The sequence below is a fragment of the Modestobacter muralis genome, assembly GCF_010682105.1.
GTDB lineage: Bacteria > Actinomycetota > Actinomycetes > Mycobacteriales > Geodermatophilaceae > Modestobacter > Modestobacter muralis.
Genome location: NZ_JAAGWH010000032.1, coordinates 41,852 through 61,619 on the forward strand (window position 1 = coordinate 41,852; position 19,768 = coordinate 61,619).

At 75.1% G+C, this 19,768-nt stretch carries 15 protein-coding genes; 6 read left to right on the top strand and 9 right to left on the bottom strand.

Annotation, left to right across the window (positions count from 1 at the left end):
• Positions 1-34: 34 nt before the first annotated feature.
• The 3 genes from GCU67_RS11380 to GCU67_RS11390 all read right to left on the bottom strand — a co-directional run bounded on the left by GCU67_RS11380 (position 35) and on the right by GCU67_RS11390 (position 3,450).
• A complete protein-coding gene (locus GCU67_RS11380) occupies positions 35-1,324 on the bottom strand; it encodes a diguanylate cyclase domain-containing protein (protein WP_163611335.1) in 1,290 nt (429 codons plus the stop codon).
• A gap of 125 nt (positions 1,325-1,449) precedes the next feature.
• Positions 1,450-2,445: an ABC transporter permease gene (locus GCU67_RS11385; RefSeq protein WP_163611336.1), complete on the bottom strand. Its 996-nt coding sequence runs from the start codon at positions 2,443-2,445 to the stop codon at positions 1,450-1,452.
• Positions 2,446-2,499: 54 nt separating this feature from the next.
• On the bottom strand, positions 2,500-3,450 hold the full coding sequence (locus GCU67_RS11390; RefSeq protein ID WP_338104942.1) for an NAD(P)/FAD-dependent oxidoreductase: 951 nt from the start codon (positions 3,448-3,450) through the stop codon (positions 2,500-2,502).
• Here GCU67_RS11390 and GCU67_RS11395 point away from each other — a divergent pair.
• Entirely contained in the window at positions 3,439-4,344 is a 906-nt protein-coding gene (locus tag GCU67_RS11395) for a TrmH family RNA methyltransferase (RefSeq protein ID WP_338104943.1), read from the top strand. The genes GCU67_RS11390 and GCU67_RS11395 overlap by 12 nt on opposite strands.
• A 181-nt stretch (positions 4,345-4,525) precedes the next feature.
• Here the strand turns inward: GCU67_RS11395 and GCU67_RS11400 are convergent, their stop codons facing one another.
• The 4 genes from GCU67_RS11400 to sepH all read right to left on the bottom strand — a co-directional run bounded on the left by GCU67_RS11400 (position 4,526) and on the right by sepH (position 9,983).
• Entirely contained in the window at positions 4,526-4,999 is a 474-nt protein-coding gene (locus GCU67_RS11400) for a YflT domain-containing protein (protein WP_163611337.1), read from the bottom strand.
• Positions 5,000-5,186: 187 nt separating this feature from the next.
• Positions 5,187-7,058, bottom strand: coding sequence for an ABC transporter transmembrane domain-containing protein (locus GCU67_RS11405; RefSeq protein ID WP_163611338.1), 1,872 nt, complete (start codon positions 7,056-7,058; stop codon positions 5,187-5,189).
• Positions 7,055-8,848, bottom strand: coding sequence for an ABC transporter ATP-binding protein (locus GCU67_RS11410; RefSeq protein ID WP_163611339.1), 1,794 nt, complete (start codon positions 8,846-8,848; stop codon positions 7,055-7,057). Before GCU67_RS11410 ends, GCU67_RS11405 begins: the two co-directional genes overlap by 4 nt.
• Positions 8,849-9,020: 172 nt before the next feature.
• Positions 9,021-9,983, bottom strand: a complete 963-nt coding sequence (gene sepH, locus GCU67_RS11415; RefSeq protein WP_163611340.1) for a septation protein SepH — start codon at positions 9,981-9,983, stop codon at positions 9,021-9,023.
• A gap of 272 nt (positions 9,984-10,255) precedes the next feature.
• On the opposite strand from sepH, the gene GCU67_RS11420 reads away from it, so the two are divergent.
• From GCU67_RS11420 to GCU67_RS11430, 3 genes are read left to right on the top strand one after another with little or no spacing between them, the layout of a single operon-like run.
• Positions 10,256-12,040, top strand: a complete 1,785-nt coding sequence (locus tag GCU67_RS11420; protein ID WP_163611341.1) for an N-acetylglutaminylglutamine amidotransferase — start codon at positions 10,256-10,258, stop codon at positions 12,038-12,040.
• Between the two features lie 40 nt (positions 12,041-12,080).
• Entirely contained in the window at positions 12,081-13,952 is a 1,872-nt protein-coding gene (locus tag GCU67_RS11425; RefSeq protein ID WP_338104944.1) for a S9 family peptidase, read from the top strand.
• The gene (locus GCU67_RS11430) at positions 13,949-15,433 is read left to right on the top strand and encodes a circularly permuted type 2 ATP-grasp protein (protein ID WP_163611342.1); all 1,485 of its coding nucleotides are present in this window, start codon (positions 13,949-13,951) and stop codon (positions 15,431-15,433) included. Before GCU67_RS11425 ends, GCU67_RS11430 begins: the two co-directional genes overlap by 4 nt.
• A gap of 42 nt (positions 15,434-15,475) precedes the next feature.
• On the opposite strand, the gene GCU67_RS11435 is transcribed toward GCU67_RS11430, so the two are convergent.
• Positions 15,476-16,423, bottom strand: coding sequence for an NAD-dependent epimerase/dehydratase family protein (locus GCU67_RS11435; protein ID WP_163611343.1), 948 nt, complete (start codon positions 16,421-16,423; stop codon positions 15,476-15,478).
• A gap of 19 nt (positions 16,424-16,442) precedes the next feature.
• Positions 16,443-17,558, bottom strand: coding sequence for a phosphoserine transaminase (gene serC / locus GCU67_RS11440; RefSeq protein WP_211661201.1), 1,116 nt, complete (start codon positions 17,556-17,558; stop codon positions 16,443-16,445).
• A gap of 119 nt (positions 17,559-17,677) precedes the next feature.
• Between serC and pdxH the strand changes: the two genes are divergently transcribed.
• Complete coding sequence (gene pdxH, locus GCU67_RS11445) at positions 17,678-18,325, top strand: pyridoxamine 5'-phosphate oxidase (RefSeq protein WP_163611345.1); 648 nt, start codon at positions 17,678-17,680, stop codon at positions 18,323-18,325.
• 110 nt (positions 18,326-18,435) lie between these two features.
• A complete protein-coding gene (locus GCU67_RS11450; protein WP_338104945.1) occupies positions 18,436-19,719 on the top strand; it encodes an MFS transporter in 1,284 nt (427 codons plus the stop codon).
• The last annotated feature ends 49 nt before the right edge of the window (positions 19,720-19,768 follow it).

Genomic DNA, 19,768 nt, shown 5'->3' on the forward strand with positions numbered 1-19,768 from the left:
TCGGGCGCAACCAGCTGCGGGAGATCCGGTCCGGTCAGCCCTGCTGCAGGTGGCCCAGCCGGCGCAACCGGCCGCGGTCGTGTCCGTCGGACAGCGGGTCGTAGAGCTCCACGCCGCTCTGCCGCTCCTTGGCGGTGTACATCGCGACGTCGGCCTGGCGCAGCAGCGCGCCGATCTCCCCGGGCCCGGACCCGACGGCCACCCCGATGCTGACGTCGACGTCCAGGACGAACCCGTCGACGGGGAAGGGCACGGCCAGCGCGGTCCGCAGCCGGGCCGCCGCCGCGGCCGCCTCCTCCGGCGTCACCGCCGGGAGCAGGACGGCGAACTCGTCCCCGCCCAGCCGGGCGACGAGGTCGACCTCGCGCAGCAGCGGGACCAGCCGCGGGCCGATCTGGGCGAGCAGCCGGTCGCCGTAGCTGTGGCCCAGGGTGTCGTTGACCTCCTTGAAGCGGTCGAGGTCCATCAGCAGCACCGCCAGCCGCACCGGGCCGGCCAGCATCTCGGCGCCGCGGGCCAGCAGGGCGGCGCGGTTGGGCAGGCCGGTCAGGTCGTCGTGGGTGGCCTGGTGGGCCAGCCGGCGCTGCAGCTCCAGCCGCTCGGTGACGTCGCGGGCGGTCAGCAGCAGCGCCGCGATGTCCGGGTCGGCGCGCCGGTCGGAGGAGCTGACCTCCAGGTGCCGGTAGCCGCCGGCGGCGTGCCGGACCCGCACGAGGAACACCCGCGAGGGCTCGCCCTCGTTGGTGATCGGCGCCCCGGCCTCGGTGAACAGGTGCGCGTCCTCGGGGTACAGCAGGTCGCTCGCGTGCCGGTCCTGCAGCTCCGCGCGGGTCCAGCCGAGCACCTCGGTGACGGAGTCGGAGACGAAGGCGACGCGGCCGTCGTCGGTGAGCAGCGCGAGCACGTCGTTCGTGGCGTGCACGACCGACCGGAAGCGGCGCTCGCGCTCCAGCGCGGTCAGCAGGGCGTTGAAGGCGGTCGCGGCCGCGCCGAGGGCGTCGGCGGAGTGCACCGGGATCGCCAGGTCGGTCACCGGCGGCGCCGAGCCCGAGGCCAGGGCCACGGGGTCGGCGGCGACGGCCGCCACGTCCCCGAGCCGGTCGGCCAGGACGCGCAGCCGGGTGCCGATGACGTGCCGGGCCAGCAGCCAGTTCGCCGCGCCCAGCACGAGACCGGCGGCCAGGCAGGCCGCCCGGAAGACCGGTGTCCCGGCGTAGACGGGCGGCACGCCGAGGAGCTCGGCGAAGAAGGGGAAGACCGCGCCGACGACCAGGCCGAGCACGGCCATGCCGATGGCCAGCCGGGGGAAGGCAGCACGGGTCACCGGTCCTGCGTGGTCCCGGTGGGTCGGCTGCATGACCCCCTCTTCGGCCGCTGCGATGACCAGCTGGACCCCGCGAGGACCAGGGCACCCCGGACGAGGGGTGCGCGGCGGTCACGGTAGCGGGATCAGGGGGCGGTGCGTCGGCGGAACGCGTCGAGTCCTGCGATGAGCAGCAACGGGACGACCGTCCACAGACCCAGCACCCAGTACGCCCGGGCGACGCCGTCGTCGGCGAAGTAGGTCGCCCCGCGCAGCGCCCGCACCGCGACCCCCGGCGGCAGGAGGCTCGACAGTGGCTCGAGCCACGGCGGGAGGTAGGCGGCTGGCAGGTTGCCGGTGCTGCTCGCGTTGCCGAGGATCACCAGTCCCAGCGAGGTCACGAAGGTGCCGGCCGAGCCGATCGTCCGCAGCACCAGCGCGGCCGGGGCCGCCACGGCGAGCGCGAGCAGCCCGACCAGCAGCGCGACCGTGCCGAACCCGGCCGGGACGGCGGCGAAGAGGCCGTCGGCGGCCCAGGCGACCAGCAGCCCGGAGACCACCGCGAACAGCAGGATGCTCACGACCCGCCAGCGCAGCGGCAGCTTCGGGGCCGCCGAGTAGGTCTGGATGCCGAACAGGAAGCCGCCGAGCACCACCCCGAAGGCGGCGTAGAAGATGCCCAGCCCGCGGGAGTCCCCGGGTGCCAGTGGTCGCAGGTCCTCCGGCTGCAGTTGCCCGCCCGCCTGCTGTGCGACCGGGGTGAACGCCCCGGTGAGCGTCGTCGTCACGCCCTGGCCGTTGGCCCCCGCGGTCAGCAGTCGGGGCGGCGGGCCGGGCAGGTAGACGCCGTAGAGGTCGTGGCGGAGCACGGCGGCGCGGGCGGCGGTCTCGTCGGCGACCCCCTGGACGGCGAAGTGCCCCGGGGTCGCCTGGTCCAGGGCCGCGCGCACCTGGGCGACCTGCCCGGCGTCCCCGACCACCCCGACCGGGAGGTCGTGCGGCTGCGCGGCGTGGAAGGCGTCGAGGAAGACCACGACGAAGGCCAGTCCGATGACCGTGGCGACCAGCGCCGGGACGCCGATCGCGCGGAGCACCGCCTTGGGCACCGAGCCCTGCGAGCGTTCGATCTCGGCACCGGCCACCGCCGGACCGGGAGGTGGGGCGAAGCCGCCCGGCACGCGCGTCCCGTCCCCGGGTCAGGCGGGGAGGGCGGCGGCCAGCGCGCGCCCCAGGGCGTCGCCGGAGCGCCAGGCGCTCTCGACCTTGGACGGCGCCGACCAGCCGTCACCGCACAGGCCCAGCCCGCCGGTGAGGTCGAACGGCGCCTCGCGGGCGTGCGCGGGCTTGGCGAAGCTCCAGCGGTGCACGTGGCTCCACTCGGGCTCCTCGGTGATGCCCAGCGCCGCGCGCACCGCCGCCGCGACCGCCGGAGCCGCCGCGTCGGGGTCGTCGAGGTGGGCGGCGGCGAAGGCGGCGGTGCTGTGGGCGACCAGGACCGCCGCGCCGTCGCCGCGCCGGTCGCCGTCGTCGGCCAGCCAGTCCAGGACGGGCGAGTCGTGCACGAACGCCCCGTGCAGGTCGGCGGCCCAGCGTCGCGTCGACCAGCCGAGGGCGACGGACAGGGTGGGCTGCCAGTCGGCGTCCGGGACGGCGTCCGGAGTGACCAGCCGGGCCGCCTGCGGGTCGGGCATGGCCAGGACGACGGCGTCCGCGGGCTGCCCGTCGACCGAGGGCTGCCCGCCGCCGGTGACGGCCTGCACGGTGCGCTCGAGCTGGACGTCGAGGCCGGTGGCGAGGTCCTCGACCAGGGTGCGCAGGCCCCCGGCCGTGCCGTAGCGCATCGGGCCGGTCTTGGTCTGCTCGACGCCGTCGGGTCCGGCGACGGCGAAGGTGTCGGTCCAGGGCCGGGCCAGGCCGCGGTCGACCCAGTCGGCGACCACCGGGGCGAAGGGGGAGTCGTCGCCGACGGTCAGGTAGGAGGCGCCCAGGTCGACGACCCGGCCGTGCAGCGTCCGGCCGCCCATCCGGCCCCCGAGCCGCCGGCCGCGGTCGAGCACCTGCACCGCCCTGCCCTGCTCGGCCAGCGCGCGGGCGCAGGCGATCCCGGAGATGCCACCGCCGATGACCGTCGTGCCGTGGCTGCTCACGCCGTCGATCGTGCGGTGTGCGACGGGATCGCGCCCGTCGAACCGGCCGGGGACCGCCGGACGGCGGCGGGGATGATCGTCGTCGTGTCCTCCCCGCCCGTGCTGATCACCGACCCGGCCGACGAGCGGATCGCCGACTTCCGCGACCTGGTCGCCGGTGACCGGAAGCCGGGCACCGAGCGCGGTACCGGCCCGGTGATCGTCGAGGGTGTGCCGGCCGTGCAGCGGCTGCTCGCCTCGCCCTACCCGGTGCGCTGCGTGTTCGGCATCCCCGGCCGGGTCGCCGACCTGCAGCTGCCCGACGGGATCCCGGCCTACGAGGCCGACCGGTGGGTGCTGTCGGAGGTGATCGGCTTCCGGTTGACCCGCGGTGTGCTGGCCTCGGCCGACCGGCTGCCCCCGGCCGACCTCGACGAGCTGCTCGCCGGCCCGGACCCGACGGCGCCCCGGCGGCTCGCCGTGCTGGAAGGGCTCAACGACCACGAGAACATCGGGTCGATCGCCCGCTCGGCGATGGCGCTGGGCATCGACGGACTGCTGCTGGACCCCACGTGCGCCGACCCGCTGTACCGGCGGTGCGTGCGGGTGTCGATGGGGCACGTCCTGTCGCTGCCGATCGCGGTGCTCGCCGACTGGCCCGGTGACCTGGCGAAGGTGCGCGCTGCCGGCTACGAGACCGTGGCGCTCACCCCGGCCGCCGACGCGGTCGACCTGAGGGAGATCGACGCCCGGGCGCACCCGCGCACGGCGGTGCTGCTCGGCGCCGAGGGCCCGGGGCTCACGCCGCAGGCGCAGGCCGCGGTCGACGTGCGGGCCCGGATCCCGATGCGGTCGGGTGTGGACTCCCTCGGCGTCGCCGCCGCAGCGGCGATCACCTTCGCCACCCTGCGCTGACGCCACCCCGCGCTGAGTCGGCACGTCGGGCTCCACGGTGGGGTCAGCTCCCGCGCGCCGGGACCTCCACCACGGCGGTGAGAGCCACTGGAGCGGCGACCTGTCGGTCACCGCTCCAGAGCGCGCGGTCCCGTCGGCCCCTCCGCAGGGTCCTCAGCCTGGGAGGGGCGGAGAAGCCTTCTCAGTTGCGCAGCGACAGGTGGGCGAGGTGCGTCCGGGCTTGCTCGGCGAACTGCGGGTTGCACATGACGTCGTAGCGGCTGGCGACCACCTTGCTGGTGCTGGTGAAGTCGCGCTTGCCCTGGGAGGCGGCGTACCCGACCGCGCCGAACACGGCTCCGAAGACCAGACCGATCAGCAGCCCGGTGAGGATCGAGCCGAACCAGGCGCTGCCGTCCTCGGCGAAGATGCTGAGCAGCAGGCCGACGAAGAAGCCGAACCAGGCGCCGCTCGCGGCACCGGCGGCGATCGCGCGGCCCCAGCTCAGCCGGCCGGTGACCCGCTCGACCATGCGCAGGTCGCTGCCGATGATCGTCACGTTCTCGACCGGGAACTTCTCGTCGGACAGGAAGTCGACCGCTCGCTGGGCCTGGGCGTAGTCGTCGTAGGACCCGACCTGCACGCCGCCGAGGGGCATGGACACAGACGCTGACATGACGGTCTCCGTTCCGGGCCGGTCTGCTGGCGACGGCCGGACGATCCGGCTGCCGCGCGGTCCACGAAGGACGACGGCCGACCCACTGCTACCCGAAACGATCACGGACGACCCCCTGTTCCGCGCCACCCCGACTCCCAGCGACTCCACAGCCCACAGCCACCAGCCCACCGGTCCCGGCCCTTCTTCAGACCAGGCTGTCGGCCCAGGCGCGGTGCAGGTCGGCGAACCGGCCGGTGCCGCCCACCAGCTCGGCGGGGGTGCCGTCCTCGACGATCCGCCCGGCCTCCATGACCAGCACCCGGTCGGCGAACTCCACGGTGGACAGCCGGTGGGCGATGATCAGCGCCGTCCGGTCGGCCAGCAGGGTGCGCAGCGCCTCCTGCACCAGCCGCTCGCTGGGCACGTCGAGGGAGCTCGTGGCCTCGTCGAGCACCAGCACCGCGGGGTCGGCGAGGAACGCACGGGCGAAGCTGACCAGCTGCCGCTGCCCGGCCGACAACCGCCCGCCGCGCTTGCGGACGTCGGTGTCGTAGCCCTCCGGCAGCGCGCGGATGAAGCCGTCGGCGCCGATCGCCCGAGCCGCCGCCTCGATCTCGGCGCGGTCGGCGCCGGGCCGGCCGAACCCGATGTTGTCGGCGATCGACCCGGAGAACAGGAAGCTCTCCTGGGTCACCATGACCACCGCGCGCCGCAGGTCGGCGTCGGCCAGCCGGGTGAGCGACACCCCGTCCAGCCGCACCACGCCGTCGCCCGGGTCGTAGAACCGGGCCGCCAGCCGGGCCAGCGTGGACTTGCCGGCCCCGGTGGCCCCGACCAGGGCCACCGTCTGCCCGGCGGGGACGGTCAGGTCCAGGCCCGGCAGCACGGTCGCGGCGCCGTACCCGAACCGGACGCCGTCGAAGACGACCTCCCCGGCGACAGGCGCCGGCAGCGGGTGCGGGTCAGCCGGCTCGGGCACCGTGGAGCGCTCCTCGAGCACCCCGGACAGCTTCTCCAGCGCCGCGGTCGCCGACTGGTAGCTGTTGTAGAACATCGCGATGTCCTGCAGCGGGTCGAAGAACCGGCGCAGGTAGAGCAGGAACGCGATGAGCACGCCGACCTGGATGTCACCGTCCATCACCCGCACGGCGCCGTAGCCCAGGACCGCCACGGTGATGACGTTGCCGATCATCGTGACCGCCGGGACGAAGACCGCGATCAACCAGAACGCCCGGTGGTTGGCCTGCCGGTTCTCCTCGTTCAGCCGGGCGTGCAGCTCGTCGTTGCGCGGCTCCCGGCGGAAGGCCTGTACCGCCCGGATGCCGCCGAAGGTCTCGGTGAACTGCACGATCAGCGCCGCGATCGTCTGCCGGGTGCGCCGGTAGGCGACCGTGGTCTGCCGCTGGAACCAGCGGCCCACCAGGTACAGCAGCGGGAAGCCCAGCAGCGCGACCAGCCCCAGCGGCAGGTCCAGGAACAGCAGCACCACCCCGATCGTGGTGACGCTGAACAGGGCGGTGAGCAGCCCGTCGAGGCCCTCGTCGAGCAGCTCGGCCAGCGCCTCGACGTCGCTGGTCAGCCGGCTGATCGTCTTGCCCGAGGTGTAGCGCTCGTGGAACGACAGCGGCAGCTGCTGCACGTGGGTGAACACCCGCCGGCGCAGGGTCAGCAGCACCTCCTGCCCGACCCGGCCCGAGCCGGTCAGGAACAGGTAGCGGAAGCCGGTGTCGACGCCCGCGGCGGCGACCAGCGCCACCGTCGTCCAGACCAGCGGCCTGGAGTCGCCGTCGAGCAGGGCCGGGACGGCGGAGTCGATCCCGACGCCGATGAGGAACGGCCCGGCCAGCCAGGCGAGGTTCTGCACGACGACGACCGCCAGCAGCCACCACAGCGACCGCCGGTGCGGGCGCACCAGTTCCCCGAGCAGCCGCCGCGAGCGCCCGCGCAGGAAGCTGCTGGCCGAGGCGGTCAGCGCGTCGTCCTCCTCGGTGGACACACCCCGCCAGTCGGCGTGCGCGTCCGCGGGGGCGCCGCCGGAGGAGGTGGTGGCCGCGGCACCGGAACCGGGGGTGGTCACCGCGCACCTGCCTCGCCGGCGCCGGCGAGCTCGGCGGAGCTGGACAGCAGCGCGCGGTAGGCGGGCACCTCGGCGAGCAGGTCGCTGTGCCGGCCGATCGCGGTGATCCGCCCCTCCTGGAGCAGGGCCACCCGGTCGGCCAGGAGCACGGTGGAGGCCCGGTGCGCGACCACCAGGGCGGTCGTGGAGGCCAGCACCTCGCGCAGCGCGCGCTCGACGAGCGCCTCGGTGTGCACGTCCAGCGCCGACAGCGGGTCGTCGAGCACCAGCACCGAGGGCCGGCCCAGCACCGCGCGGGCCAGCGCGAGCCGCTGCCGCTGCCCACCGGACAGCGACAGCCCCTGCTCGCCGATGCGGGTGTCCAGGCCCCACGGGAGGTCGTGCACGAAGTCGGCCTGGGCGACCCGCAGCGCCTCGGTGACGTCGGCCTCGGTGGCGCCCGGGCGGCCCAGGGTGACGTTCTCCCGGACGCTCATCGAGAACAGCGTCGCCTCCTCGAAGGCGGTGGCGACCACGCTGCGCACCTGGGCCAGCGGCAGGTCGCGCACGTCGTGGCCGTCGAGGGTGACCCGGCCGCGGGTCACGTCCAGCAGCCGGGGGACCAGGGCGGTGAGCGTGGTCTTGCCCGACCCGGTGGCGCCGACCAGGGCGACGGTCTCGCCGGGGGCGACGTCGAGGTCGATGCCGGCCAGCACCGGGTCGCCGGCGCCGGGGAAGCGGAAGCCGACGTCCTCGAAGCGCAGCCGGGCCGGCCGGGCGACCTCGGCCGGCTGCACGCCGGGGGAGTCGGCGACGGTCAGCGGGGCGTCGAGCAGCTCGCCGACCCGGTCGCAGGCGCTGGCCGTCTCCTGGGCCTGGGCCAGCAGGAACCCCAGCGACAGGATCGGCCAGAGCAGCACGGTGAACAGCGCGACGAAGCCGACCAGCCCGCCGATGGTGAGCGCGCCGGCGTTCACCGCGAGGGCGCCGCCGACCAGGACCACGGCCAGGGTGATCTGCGGGTGGAACTCGAACATGCACCAGATCACCGCGAGCGTGCGGACCTTGGTCAGCTGGAGCTCGCGCAGCCGCAGCGCCTTGTCGTCGTAGCGGGCGAACACCAGTCCGCTGCGGCCCAGCGCCCGGACCACCCGGATGCCCTGCACGGCCTCCTCGACGTCGGTGGCCAGCTCGCCCTGCTCGTCCTGCACGGCGCGGGACTGGGCGTTGTACCGCTTCTCGAAGCCCAGCCCGAAGGCGATCAGCGGCACGCTGGTGACCAGCACCGCCACCCCCAGCGGCCAGTAGGTGACCACCAGCAGCGTGCCGACCACGACGCAGGTGATCAGGTTGACCACGAGGAAGACGGCGCCGAAGCCGATGAACCGGCGGATGGTGGACACGTCGGAGGTGGCCCGGGACAGCAGCTGGCCCGACGACCACCCCTCGTGGAAGCCCACCGGCAGCCGCTGCAGCCGCTGGTAGAGGGTGTCCCGCAGGTCGCGCTCGATGGCCAGGCTGCTGTTGCCCATGGCCCAGCGGCGCAGGAACATCAGCGCCGCCTCGGCCGTGCCGAAGAGCAGGGCCAGACCCAGCAGCGGCACCAGGGCGCCCCGGTCGCCGCCGGCGATCGGGCCGTCGACGATGCGCCGGGTGATCAGCGGCACGGCCAGTTGGGCGAGGGTGGCCAGCAGCGCCCCGGTGAAGGTGAGGGCGATCAGCCCGCGGTAGGGGCGGGCGAAGGGCAGCAGCCGCCGCAGGGCCGAGAGCCGCCCCTGCTCGGCGTCGGGGTGCTCGGCAGGGCGGGTCATGGCCAGCTGAGGCTATGCCGCCACACCGACAGCTTCGAGCGATTAACGCCGAGCCGGTATCGGAACAGTCGGCCTCGCTGCAGGGCCCCGCCGCGAGTGGGAGGACCTGCTCCTCCCCGACCCTCGCAGGCTCGGGCCGGGCCTCTGGGGCAGGCCGGGGCAGGGAGGTCCTTCAGCGGCGGCGGCGGACGCCGAACACGATGTCCTCCCAGGCCGGGATCCGGGCCCGCGGGTCCTCGACCTCGCCGTCCATGAGGGTGCCCAGCACGACGGTCTCCTGGGTGTCCGGGTCGACCTCGTCGTCGTAGGGGCTGCGGGCGTCGGTGCCGTCGGGCAGCAGCGTGCCGTCCGCGTCGCCGTCCGTGCCGGGCGCGAGGTCGGCCGGGATGCCGTCGGCGGGGACGACGTCGCGCACGTCCGCGTCGTCGTCGAACCGGTCCTCGGCGCCGAGGTCCTCGGCGTCGGTCGGCTCGGCCGGGGGGACCACCGCGATCGACCGGCGGGGGGCCGGCGCCGGCGGGAGGCCGTGCGGGACGTCGGGGACGACGCGCACCAGCCGGGTGCCCTCGGCGAAGTCCATGGTGGCCGCGTCCAGCGGGGTGACGGTGCGGGCCGGGATGTCGTAGCTCCACCGCGTGGTGCCGGACTTGTGGCCGGCCCGCCAGGCGGCGCGCACCTGCCAGGTGCCGTCCTCGCTGCGGTGGGCGTCCCAGCTGACGGCGTCCAGGTCGGCGCCCAGCAGCCGCAGCCGCTCGGCCATGAACCGCTCCAGCGGCACGCTCGGCGTGCCCTCGCTGAGCCGGACACGGGCGTCGCGGGCCTGCTCGGCCACCCGCTCGCGCTCCTGCAGGACGGGGTGGGCGAAGCGCATGATCCGCTCGACCCGGGTGCCGGAGGACTCCGCGACCTGCTCGGGGGTCTCCCCGGCGCGGATGCGGGCCTGGATCACCCGCGGCGGCAGGTCGTCGGCCGGGGCGGGCGCGGGCTTCGCGACCTCGGCCCGCAGCAGTTCGCGCAGGCGGTCGTCCAGCGGCAGCTCGAAGCGCTCGCCGTCCCCGGTCGAGTCGGGCTCGTCCGCGACGAGCACCAGGTGGTCGCCGTCGTCGGAGAGCGCCACGAGGCGCAAGGAGCGCATGGGGGCGACCTCCAGCAGGGATTCGGTGCGAGCCCGGGGTACGGACCAGCGTCACGCTATCCGCGCGGCAGGAACCGGCACCTGCCGACACGCCCGGTGCGGCGCGTCGGCTCGACAGCGGGGGTCGGCCCGTGGTGAGGGCCCGGTCGCAGTCCGGTCACCCGGCCCCGAGAATGGAGCACCACCGTCATCGGGACGCAACACCCGGTGAGCACGGTGGCACGCAGGCGGGCGCAGCGGCGCGCCGTACCGGGACCAGGACGGAGGCACACGTGTGCGGCATCTCGGGTGAGGTCCGGTTCGACGGCGGCGTCGCGGACATGGCGGCGGTGGCGGCCATGTGCGACCAGTTGCAGCGGCGCGGGCCCGACGGCTCGGGCGGCTGGCAGTCCGGCCCGGTGGCCCTGGGGCACCGCCGGCTGAAGATCATCGACCTGACCGACGCCGGTGCCCAGCCGATGGTCGACGCCGAGCTCGGGCTCACGCTGGTCTTCAACGGGATCGTCTACAACTACCCGGAGCTGCGGGCCGAGCTGCAGGCCGCCGGCTACCGGTTCTTCTCCACCTCCGACACCGAGGTCGTGCTCAAGGCCTACCACCGGTGGGGCGCGGCCTGCGTCGAGCGCTTCCTCGGGATGTTCGCCTTCGTCGTCGTGGAGCGGGACTCCGGCCGGGTTGTCATGGCCCGCGACCGCTTCGGGATCAAGCCGCTGTACCTGTCCCGGGGCCCGGGCCGGGTGCGGTTCGCCTCCTCGCTGCCCGCCCTGGTGCGCGCCGGCGGCGTCGACACCACCGTCGACCCGGTCGCGCTGCACCACTACATGTCCTTCCACGCCGTGGTCCCCGCGCCGCGCACGATCCTGGCCGGGGTGCGGAAGCTGCCGCCGGCGACGGTGCGCACCTACGAGCCCGACGGCCGGGAGTCCGACTGGGAGTACTGGCGCCCGGTGCACTCCCGGCGCGCGGACCTCGCCGGCCTGGACCCGGTGGAGTGGCAGGAGCGGGTGCTGGAGTCCCTGCGCACCGCCGTCCGGCGCCGGATGGTCTCCGACGTCCCGGTCGGGGTGCTGCTGTCCGGCGGCATCGACTCCAGCCTCATCGTCGGCCTGCTCGCCGAGGAGGGGCAGCGCGGCCTGGCCACCTTCTCCATCGGCTTCGAGGCGGTCGGTGGGCGCTCCGGCGACGAGTTCGTCTACTCCGACGTCGTCGCCGAGACCTTCGGCACCGACCATCACCGGCTGATGGTGCCCACCGCCGACGTCCACGCCGGGCTCGACGGCGCGATCGGTGCGATGAGCGAGCCGCAGACCAGCCACGACGCCGTCGCCTTCTACCTGCTCAGCCAGCAGGTGAGCCAGCACGTGAAGGTGGTGCAGAGCGGGCAGGGCGCCGACGAGGTGCTGGCCGGCTACGACTGGTACCCGCCGCTGGACGGCGTGCCGGAGGCCGACGCCGTCGACGCCTACGCGCGGGTGTTCATCGACCGCCCGCACGACGAGCTGGTCAAGGTGCTGGGGGAGCAGTGGGCGGTGACCGAGGACGTCAGCCGCGCCTTCGTCGCCGAGCACTTCGCCCGCCCCGGCGCGGACACCACGCTGGACCGGGCGCTGCGGCTGGACTCCACGATCATGCTCGTCGACGACCCGGTGAAGCGGGTGGACAACATGACGATGGCCTGGGGCCTGGAGGCCCGGGTGCCGTTCCTGGACCACGAGTTCGCCGAGCTGGTCGCCGCCGTCCCGCCGGAGCTCAAGCTCATGCACGGCGGCAAGGGCCTGCTCAAGGACGCCGCCCGCAAGGTGGTTCCGGCCGCGGTGATCGACCGGCCCAAGGGCTACTTCCCGGTGCCGGCGATCATCGAGCTGCAGGGCGACTACCTGGAGACGGTGCGCGCCGCGCTGACCGCCCCCGCGGCCCGGGAACGCGGGCTGTTCCGGCCGGAGTTCGTCGACCGCCTGCTCGCCGAGCCCAACGCCCACCGCACGACACTGGGGTCCAACCAGCTGTGGCAGATCGGCCTGCTGGAACTGTGGCTGCAGCGGCACGGGATCTCCTGACCCGCTGCGCCGACCGCCACTGCTGCCCCGAGGAGGTGCCGTGACCGACGTCCTGCACCCGGCCGTCCCACCGAGGGCCGGGCTCCCCACCGAGGTCCGGCTCGCCATCGCCGAGATTGCCGGCGCCCCGGGCGCCTGGTGCCCGAGCCTGGCGCCCACCGGCGACCGGGTGGCCTACGTCAGCGACCGCTCCGGGCTGCCCCGGCTCGAGGTCGCCACCCTGGACCAGCAGCTGCCCCCTGCGGTGCTGTCCGGCTCGGGAGAGGAGGTCGTCTCGGTCGCCTGGTCCCCGGACGGCGCGTGGCTGGCTTACCTGGTCAGCCCCGGCGGCTCGATCTGCGCCCAGCTGTGGGCCGTGCGCCCCGACGGCACCGACCGGCACCTGGTCGCCGGGGAGGACCCGCGGGCCACCGTGTTCGCCGGCGGCTGGACCGCCGCCCCCGGGCACTACGTCTGCTCGATCGCCTCCGGCGACGGCCCGGACGCCGACGTCGTCCTGGTCGACGTGGTCAGCGGTGCCCGCCGCACCCTGGCCAGCGGCGGGTTCCTGTCGGTGACCGCGGTCGCCGCCGACGAGCGCACCGTGCTGGCCCGCCGCGGCCCCCGCGGCCACCGGCACGTCGTGCTGGTCGACGTCGCCACCGGCGTGCAGCGGCGGTTGCTGCCGCTCGGCGCCCCGGGCTGGCAGGCGTCCGAGGACGGCCGGTTCGCCCCCGACGGCGGCGCGGTCTACCTGCGCGCGGCCCTGCCCGGGCTCCCCGACGTGCCGCGCAGCGACCGCACCGGCCTGGTCCGGGTGCCGCTGGGCGAGGGGCGGGTCCCTGGTCCCGGCGAGGTGCTGATCAGCCGCCCGGACGCCGACCTGGACGCCTACGCCGTCCGCGGTGACGGCACCGTGCTCTGCGTGTGGAACGCCGACGGCGTCACCGAGCTGGAGGTCCGCGACCTCGACGGCCGGCTGCGGCACGCCGTCCCGCTGCCGCAGCCGGTGATGCCCGGCTGGTCGCTGTCGGCCGACGGGGGCACGCTGCTGGCCGAGCTGACCGGCCCGGCCCGGCCGCGGTCGCTGTGGTGGGTGCCGGTCGACGGGCCCGCGCCGCAGGCCCCGCTGCCCTCGACGCCGCGCCCGCCGGACCCGCACCTGCTCGTGACGCCGGTGCGGCTGCGCTACCCGGCGGCCGACGGCACCGGGCTGGACGGGTGGCTGTACACCCCGCCGGGCGTGACCGGCCCCAACCGCACCGTGGTCAGCTTCCACGGCGGCCCCGAGGGGCAGGAGCGGCCGGACTTCTCCCCGGTCGCCCAGTCCCTGGTCGCCGCCGGGCTGACCGTCTTCGCGCCCAACGTGCGCGGCTCGGGCGGGCACGGCCGGGCGTTCACGGCCGCCGACGACCTCGGCGCCCGCGAGGCGTCCTTCGCCGACGTCCCGGCCACCGTCGACCACCTGGTGGCCGCCGACATCGCGCTGCCCGGGCGGCTGGGGGCGCACGGCTGGTCCTACGGCGGCTACCTGACCCTGGTGGCCCTGACCCGCTGGCCGGACCTGTTCGCCGCCGGCGCGTCGCTGGCCGGGATGAGCGACCTGCGCACCTTCTTCGCCGGCACCGAGCCGTGGATGGCCGCGGCCTCGGTCACCGAGTACGGCGACCCGGTGGCCGACCGCGAGCTGCTGGCTGACCTGTCGCCGATGACGGCGCTGCACCGGCTCACCGCCCCGGTGCTGCTGGCCCACGGCGACCGCGACACCAACGTGCCGGTGCTCGAGTCGGTGCAGGCCCACCAGGAGCTCACCGCGCTCGGCGCGCCGGCAGAGCTGCTGCTGCTGCGCGGCGAGGGCCACACCGTGGTCGGCCGGGGCAACCAGCTGGCCCTGTCGGAACGCGTCGCCGAGTGGTTCGATCGCTGGCTATGACCGCAGCCAGCGTGTTCGCCCGCTACCCCGGCTCGGTCCGCGACGAGGCCGTGGCCGCCGACGGCTCGGTGCACCCGCCGTTCGGGCCGGTCGCCGCCGCGCTCGACCAGCTCGGCGGCGTCGGGCTCACCTCGGTCGTGGGCGCGATGGCCCAGGAGCGGCGGGTGCGCGGCGTCGTCTTCGGCGCGTACGTCGACGGCCGGCTTCAGGAGCGGCCCTTCCCGCTCTGCCCGGTGCCGCGGGTGCTGCCGGCCGCCGACTGGGCGCACCTGGCGCGCGGCGTGGAGCAGCGGCACCGCGCGCTCAACGCGTTCCTCGCCGACGTCTACCGGCCCGGCGGTCGGCGGCGTACCGACGACGACCGGCTGCCCGAGGTGGTGCGTGCCGGGGTCGTGCCGGAGTGGGTCGTGACCGCCAGCCCCGGGCACCGGCCGGCCGCGGTGGGCTGGGCGGTGCCCGGCCAGCAGCGGATCACCGTGTCTGGCCTGGACCTGCTCCGCGGGCCGGACGGCTGGGTCGTGCTGGAGGACAACCTGCGGGTGCCCTCGGGCATCGGCTACGCACTGGCCAACCGGGACAGCGGCCGCGCGGCGCTGCCCGACCTGTACGCCGCGGCCGAGGCCGCCGGGCTGGTCGACCCGACCGAGGCCGTCGCCCTGCTGCGGGCGGCACTGGCCGACGCGGCGCCCCCGGGCTGCGCCGGGAACCCGCAGCTGGGGCTGCTCACCGACGGCCGCGACAACACCGCCTGGTTCGAGCACCGGTTGCTGGCCGAGGCGATGGGCGTGCCGGTCGCCACCCCCCACACGCTGTGGCCCACGCCGTCCGGTGGGGTCGCCGTGCAGGTCGACGGCGCGCGCGTGCCGGTCGACGTCCTGTACCGGCGCTTCGACGAGGCCGACCTGGCCGGGCACCTGACCCCCACCGGCATCCCGGTCGACGTGCTCCTCGGCGAGGCGGTGCGGGCCGGGCAGCTGGCGGTGGCCAACGTGCCGGGCAACGGGGTGGCCGACGACAAGGCCACCTACCGCTACGTGCCGGAGATGATCGACTTCTACCTGGGCGAGCAGCCGGTGCTGGCCACCGTGCCCACCTGGCTGCTGGCCGACGCCGGCGACCTGGCCGAGGCCCGCGACCGGCTCGACGAACTGGTGGTCAAGCCGGTCGACGGCTACGGCGGACAGGGCGTGGTGTTCGGCCCGCAGTGCTCGGCCGCCGAGCTGGCGGAGCTGCAGGCGGAGGTGCTCGCCACACCGCACCGCTTCGTCGCCCAGGAACCCGTCGACTTCTCCACCGTGCCCACCGTCGTCGACGGGCTGGTCGTGCCCCGGCGGGCCGACCTGCGGGTCTTCGCCGTCGCCGGCACCACCACCCGGGCCCTGCCCGCACCGCTCACCCGGGTGGCGCTGGAGGAGGGCTCGCTGCTGGTCAACTCCAGCCAGGGCGGCGGCAGCAAGGACACCTGGGTCCTGCCCGGCTGAGCGGAGTGGATCCGTCGACGTCACGTCGACGGATCCACTCCGTCAGAGCGGCTGGGAGTGGCGCCAGGCGGTCCAGGCGCTGGCGACGACGTCGTGCAGGTCGTGGCGCGCGCGCCACCCCAGCTCGCGCCCGATCCGGCCGACGTCGGGGACGACCCGCGCCGGTTCCTCGGGGCGACGACCGCTCAGCTCCGGGGTGCTGTCCCCGCCGGTGACCTCCGCGACCACCCGCAGGACGTCGAGGACGCTGGTGCCCCGGCCGGTGCCCACGTTGTAGGTGCCGCCCGGCGAGTCCCCCTCCAGTGCCCGGACCGCCGCCAGGTGGGCCTCGACGACGTCCGCGACGTGCACGTGGTCGCGCACGACGGAGGGGTCGGCGACGACCGGTGTCCCGGCGTCCAGGGCGGTGAAGACCCGCGGCAACAGGTGCGCCGTGCTGGTGTCCCCGAGCCGGGGGTCGGCCGCCCCGGCGACGTCGGACAGGCGCAGCGAGACGGCGGCCAGCCCGTACGCGGCGGCGCAGTCGCGCAGCAACCACTCACCGGCCAGCTTCGTCCGCCCGTACGGCGACAGCGGCCGGCACGGGGCCTCCTCGGTCAGCGGCTCGGTGTCCGGTTCGCCGTACACGGCGGTGCTGCTGGTGAGGACGAACCGGCTCACGCCCTTGGCCCGGCAGCCCTCCAGCAGGGCGACCAGGCCCTCGACGTTCTCCGTCCAGGCGGTCAGCGGGTCAGCTCCCGACTCCTCGGCCTGCTCCCGTGCGGCCAGGTGCACGACCCCCTGGACGGCGTGTTCACGCAGCACCCGGCGCACCAGGCCCCGGTCGCGGACCGAGCCGACGACCACCGGCACGGCGGGCAGCGCGTCCAGGCGGCCGGCGTCCCCGGTGGACAGGTCGTCGAGGACGACGACCTGCGCACCGGTGGCGGCCAGGGCGTGCACGACGTGCGCCCCGACGTAGCCGGCCCCGCCGGTGACCAGCCAGCTCATGCCCGGACCGGCGGGGCGCTCAGAGCTGTCCGGCGACGTGCTCGACGCACGCGGTGAGCGCGGTGACGTCGTCGGGGTCGACGGCCGGGAACATGCCCACCCGCAGCTGGTTGCGGCCCAGCTTCCGGTACGGCTCCACGTCGACCACGCCGTGCGCGCGCAGCGTCTTCGCGATCAGCGCGGCGTCGACGGCGTCGTCGAAGTCGACGGTGCCGACGACGAGGGAGCGCTGGTCCGGCTCGGCGACGAAGGGGGAGGTGTAGCTGGTGCGCTCTGCCCACTCGTACAGCCGGCGGGAGGACTCCTGGCTGCGGGCGACCGCGCCCGACAGCCCGCCGAGGCCGAGCATCCAGTCGATCTGGTCGGCCAGCAGGAACAGCGTGGCGACCGCGGGGGTGTTGTAGGTCTGGTCCTTGGAGCTGTTGTCGACCGCGATCGACAGGTCCAGGAAGCCCGGGGTCCAGCGGCCCGACGCCTTGATCTCCGCCACCCGCGCCAGCGCAGCCGGCGACATCAGCGCGACCCACAGCCCGCCGTCGCTGGCGAAGGACTTCTGCGGGGCGAAGTAGTAGACGTCGGTCTGGCTGACGTCGACCGGCAGGCCGCCGGCGCCGGAGGTGGCGTCGATGAGCACGAGGGCGTCGGCGTCGATCCCGTCGGGGCGGACGACGGGGGCCATGACCCCGGTCGAGGTCTCGTTGTGCGCCCACGCGTAGGCGTCCACGCCGGCCTCGGCGGTGGGCAGCGCCAGCTGACCGGCCGGGGCCGTGGTGACGACCGGGGCGTCGAGGAACGGTGCCTCGGCCACGCCGGAGGCGAACTTCGCGGAGAACTCACCGAAGCTGCCGTGCGCGCTCCTCTGCCGGATCAGCCCGAAGGTGGCGACGTCCCAGAAGGCGGTCGAGCCGCCGTTGCCGAGCACGACCTCGTAGCCGTCGGGCAGGTCGAACAGCTGGGTCAGGCCCTCACGGATGCGGCCGACCAGGGCCTTCACCGGTGCCTGGCGGTGCGAGGTGCCCATCACGCCGGCGCCCACGGTGGCCAGCGCCTGCAGCGCCTCGGGGCGGACCTTGGACGGGCCGCACCCGAAACGGCCGTCCCGGGGGAGCAGGTCGGTCGGGATGGTGATGGGCATGGGGTCCTCCACGTGCGCAGGCGGGCGTCCGGCCCAACCTAGGGGTCCGGCGGCCGGTGTGAGCAGTCGGGCAGCCGGTCACCCGGCGGTGCGCGAGGCAACGGTGACAGCATGGAGTGGTGCCCGACCTGATCCGCATGCGCAGGGACTACGACGACGGCAGCTTCACCGAGGCCGGCCTGGCGCCCACCTGGGTCGAGCAGTTCGACCGCTGGTTCGCCGACGCCGTGGCCGCCGAGCTGACCGAGCCCAACGCCATGGTCGTGGCCACCGCGGACGCCGACGGGGTGCCCGACGCGCGGGTCGTGCTGATGAAGGGCTACGACGAGGCCGGCTTCCTCTTCGTGGGCAACTACGCCTCGGCCAAGGGCGCCCAGCTGGCGGTGAACCCGCGCGCGGCGCTGGTGTTCCCCTGGCACGACCTGCAGCGGTCGGTCCGGGTGACCGGCACCGTCGAGCGGGTGGGCGACACCGCCTCCGACGCGCTGTGGGACCCCCGGCCCCGGGGTGCGCAGCTGGCCGCCGCGGCCTCGCTGCAGTCGACGGTCGTGGAGTCCCGCGACGAGCTGGTGCAGCGGTTCCACGAGCTCGACGCCCAGACCCCGCCCGGGCAGCTGCCGCGGCCGGCGAACTGGGGCGGCTACCGGGTGCTGCCGGACAAGGTCGAGTTCTGGCAGGGCGGGCACGACCGCCTGCACGACCGGCTGGTGTTCGTGCGGGACGACGAGGAGGGCGGCGGCTGGTTCGTGCAGCGCCTCGCCCCGTGAAGGACCCCGCTGCCCCGGACGCCTCCGAGGGCCATGGCGGCGAACACGGCCCTCGGCTGAGCCCGGTCGACCCGGTGGAGCCCGGCGGGCCGGTCCAGGAGCCGCCGCCGGTGCGCCGCCGCAGCTGGGCGCTGGACACCACGCCGCTGCGCAACCGCGCCTTCCGCCGGGTGTTCGGTGGGGTCGCGGTCACCATGCTCGGCCAGCAGATGACGCTGGTCGCCGTCCCGTACCAGGTCTACGAGCTGACCGGCTCCTCGCTGATGGTCGGGCTGACGTCGGTGGTCGCGCTGGTGCCGCTGGTGGTGTTCGGCCTGCTCGGCGGCGCGATCGCCGACGCGATGGACCGGCGTCGGCTCATGATCATCACGTCGGTGGGCGCGGCGGTGACCAGTGCGCTGCTCGCCGTGCAGGCGCTGCTGCCCGGGGACGGCCACATCAGCGTCCTGTGGCTGCTGGCCGCCGCCGTGTCGGCGTTCGCCGCGGTGAACCAGCCGGCCCGCAGTGCGGTGATCCCGGCGATCGTCGGGCCGGACGACGTCGCGGCCGCCAACGCCCTGTCGATGACCGTCCGCTCGGCGGGCGTCATCGTCGGACCCCTGCTGGCCGGGCTGCTCATCGGCCTCGGTGACCTGTCGATCCTCTACACCGTCGACGCGATCGGCTTCGTGCTCGCCGTCCTGCTGCTGCGCGGTCTGCCGTCGCTGCCGCCGGCCGGGGTCTCCGGGCCGCTGCGACTGGGCGCCGCCGTCCGCGGGGTGGGGGAGGGGTTCTCCTTCCTGCGCACCCAGCCGGTGCTGCTGATGACCTTCGTCGTGGACGTCATCGCGATGCTGTTCGCCTGGCCGCAGGCGGTGTTCCCGGAGCTGTCCCAGACCACCTACGCCGGCAACGCCAACAGCCTGGGCTGGCTGTTCGCCGGGGTCTCGATCGGCTCGCTGCTGATGGGCCTGACCTCGGGTTGGGTCAGCCGGGTCGACCGGCAGGGTGCGGTGGTGCTGGCCGCGATCGCGGTGTGGGGCGTGGCGATCATCGGGTTCGGGCTGTCCTCGGCGCTGTGGCTGTCGGTGCTGTGCCTGGCGGTGGCCGGTGCGGGGGACATGGTCAGTGCCGTGCTGCGCTCCTCGATGCTGCAGACCGCGGCACCGGACGAGATGCGCGGCCGGATGCAGGGCGTGTTCATCGTGGTCGTCGCCGGCGGCCCGAGGTTGGGCGACCTGCGCGCCGGGGTGCTGGCCAGCAGCGTCGGCGTCAGCGCGGCGATGTGGTCCGGCGGCATCGTCATCGTGGTGGCGATGGCAGTCGTCGCGGTCGCCGTCCCGTCGTTCTGGCTGTTCCGCGCCTCGCAGGCCGACGAGCTCGCCGAGGCCGCCCGCCGGAGGATGGCCGACTGACCCCGCTGGGCGCCGACCGTGCGCCCAGGGGGACCTCGAACGCCTCGGG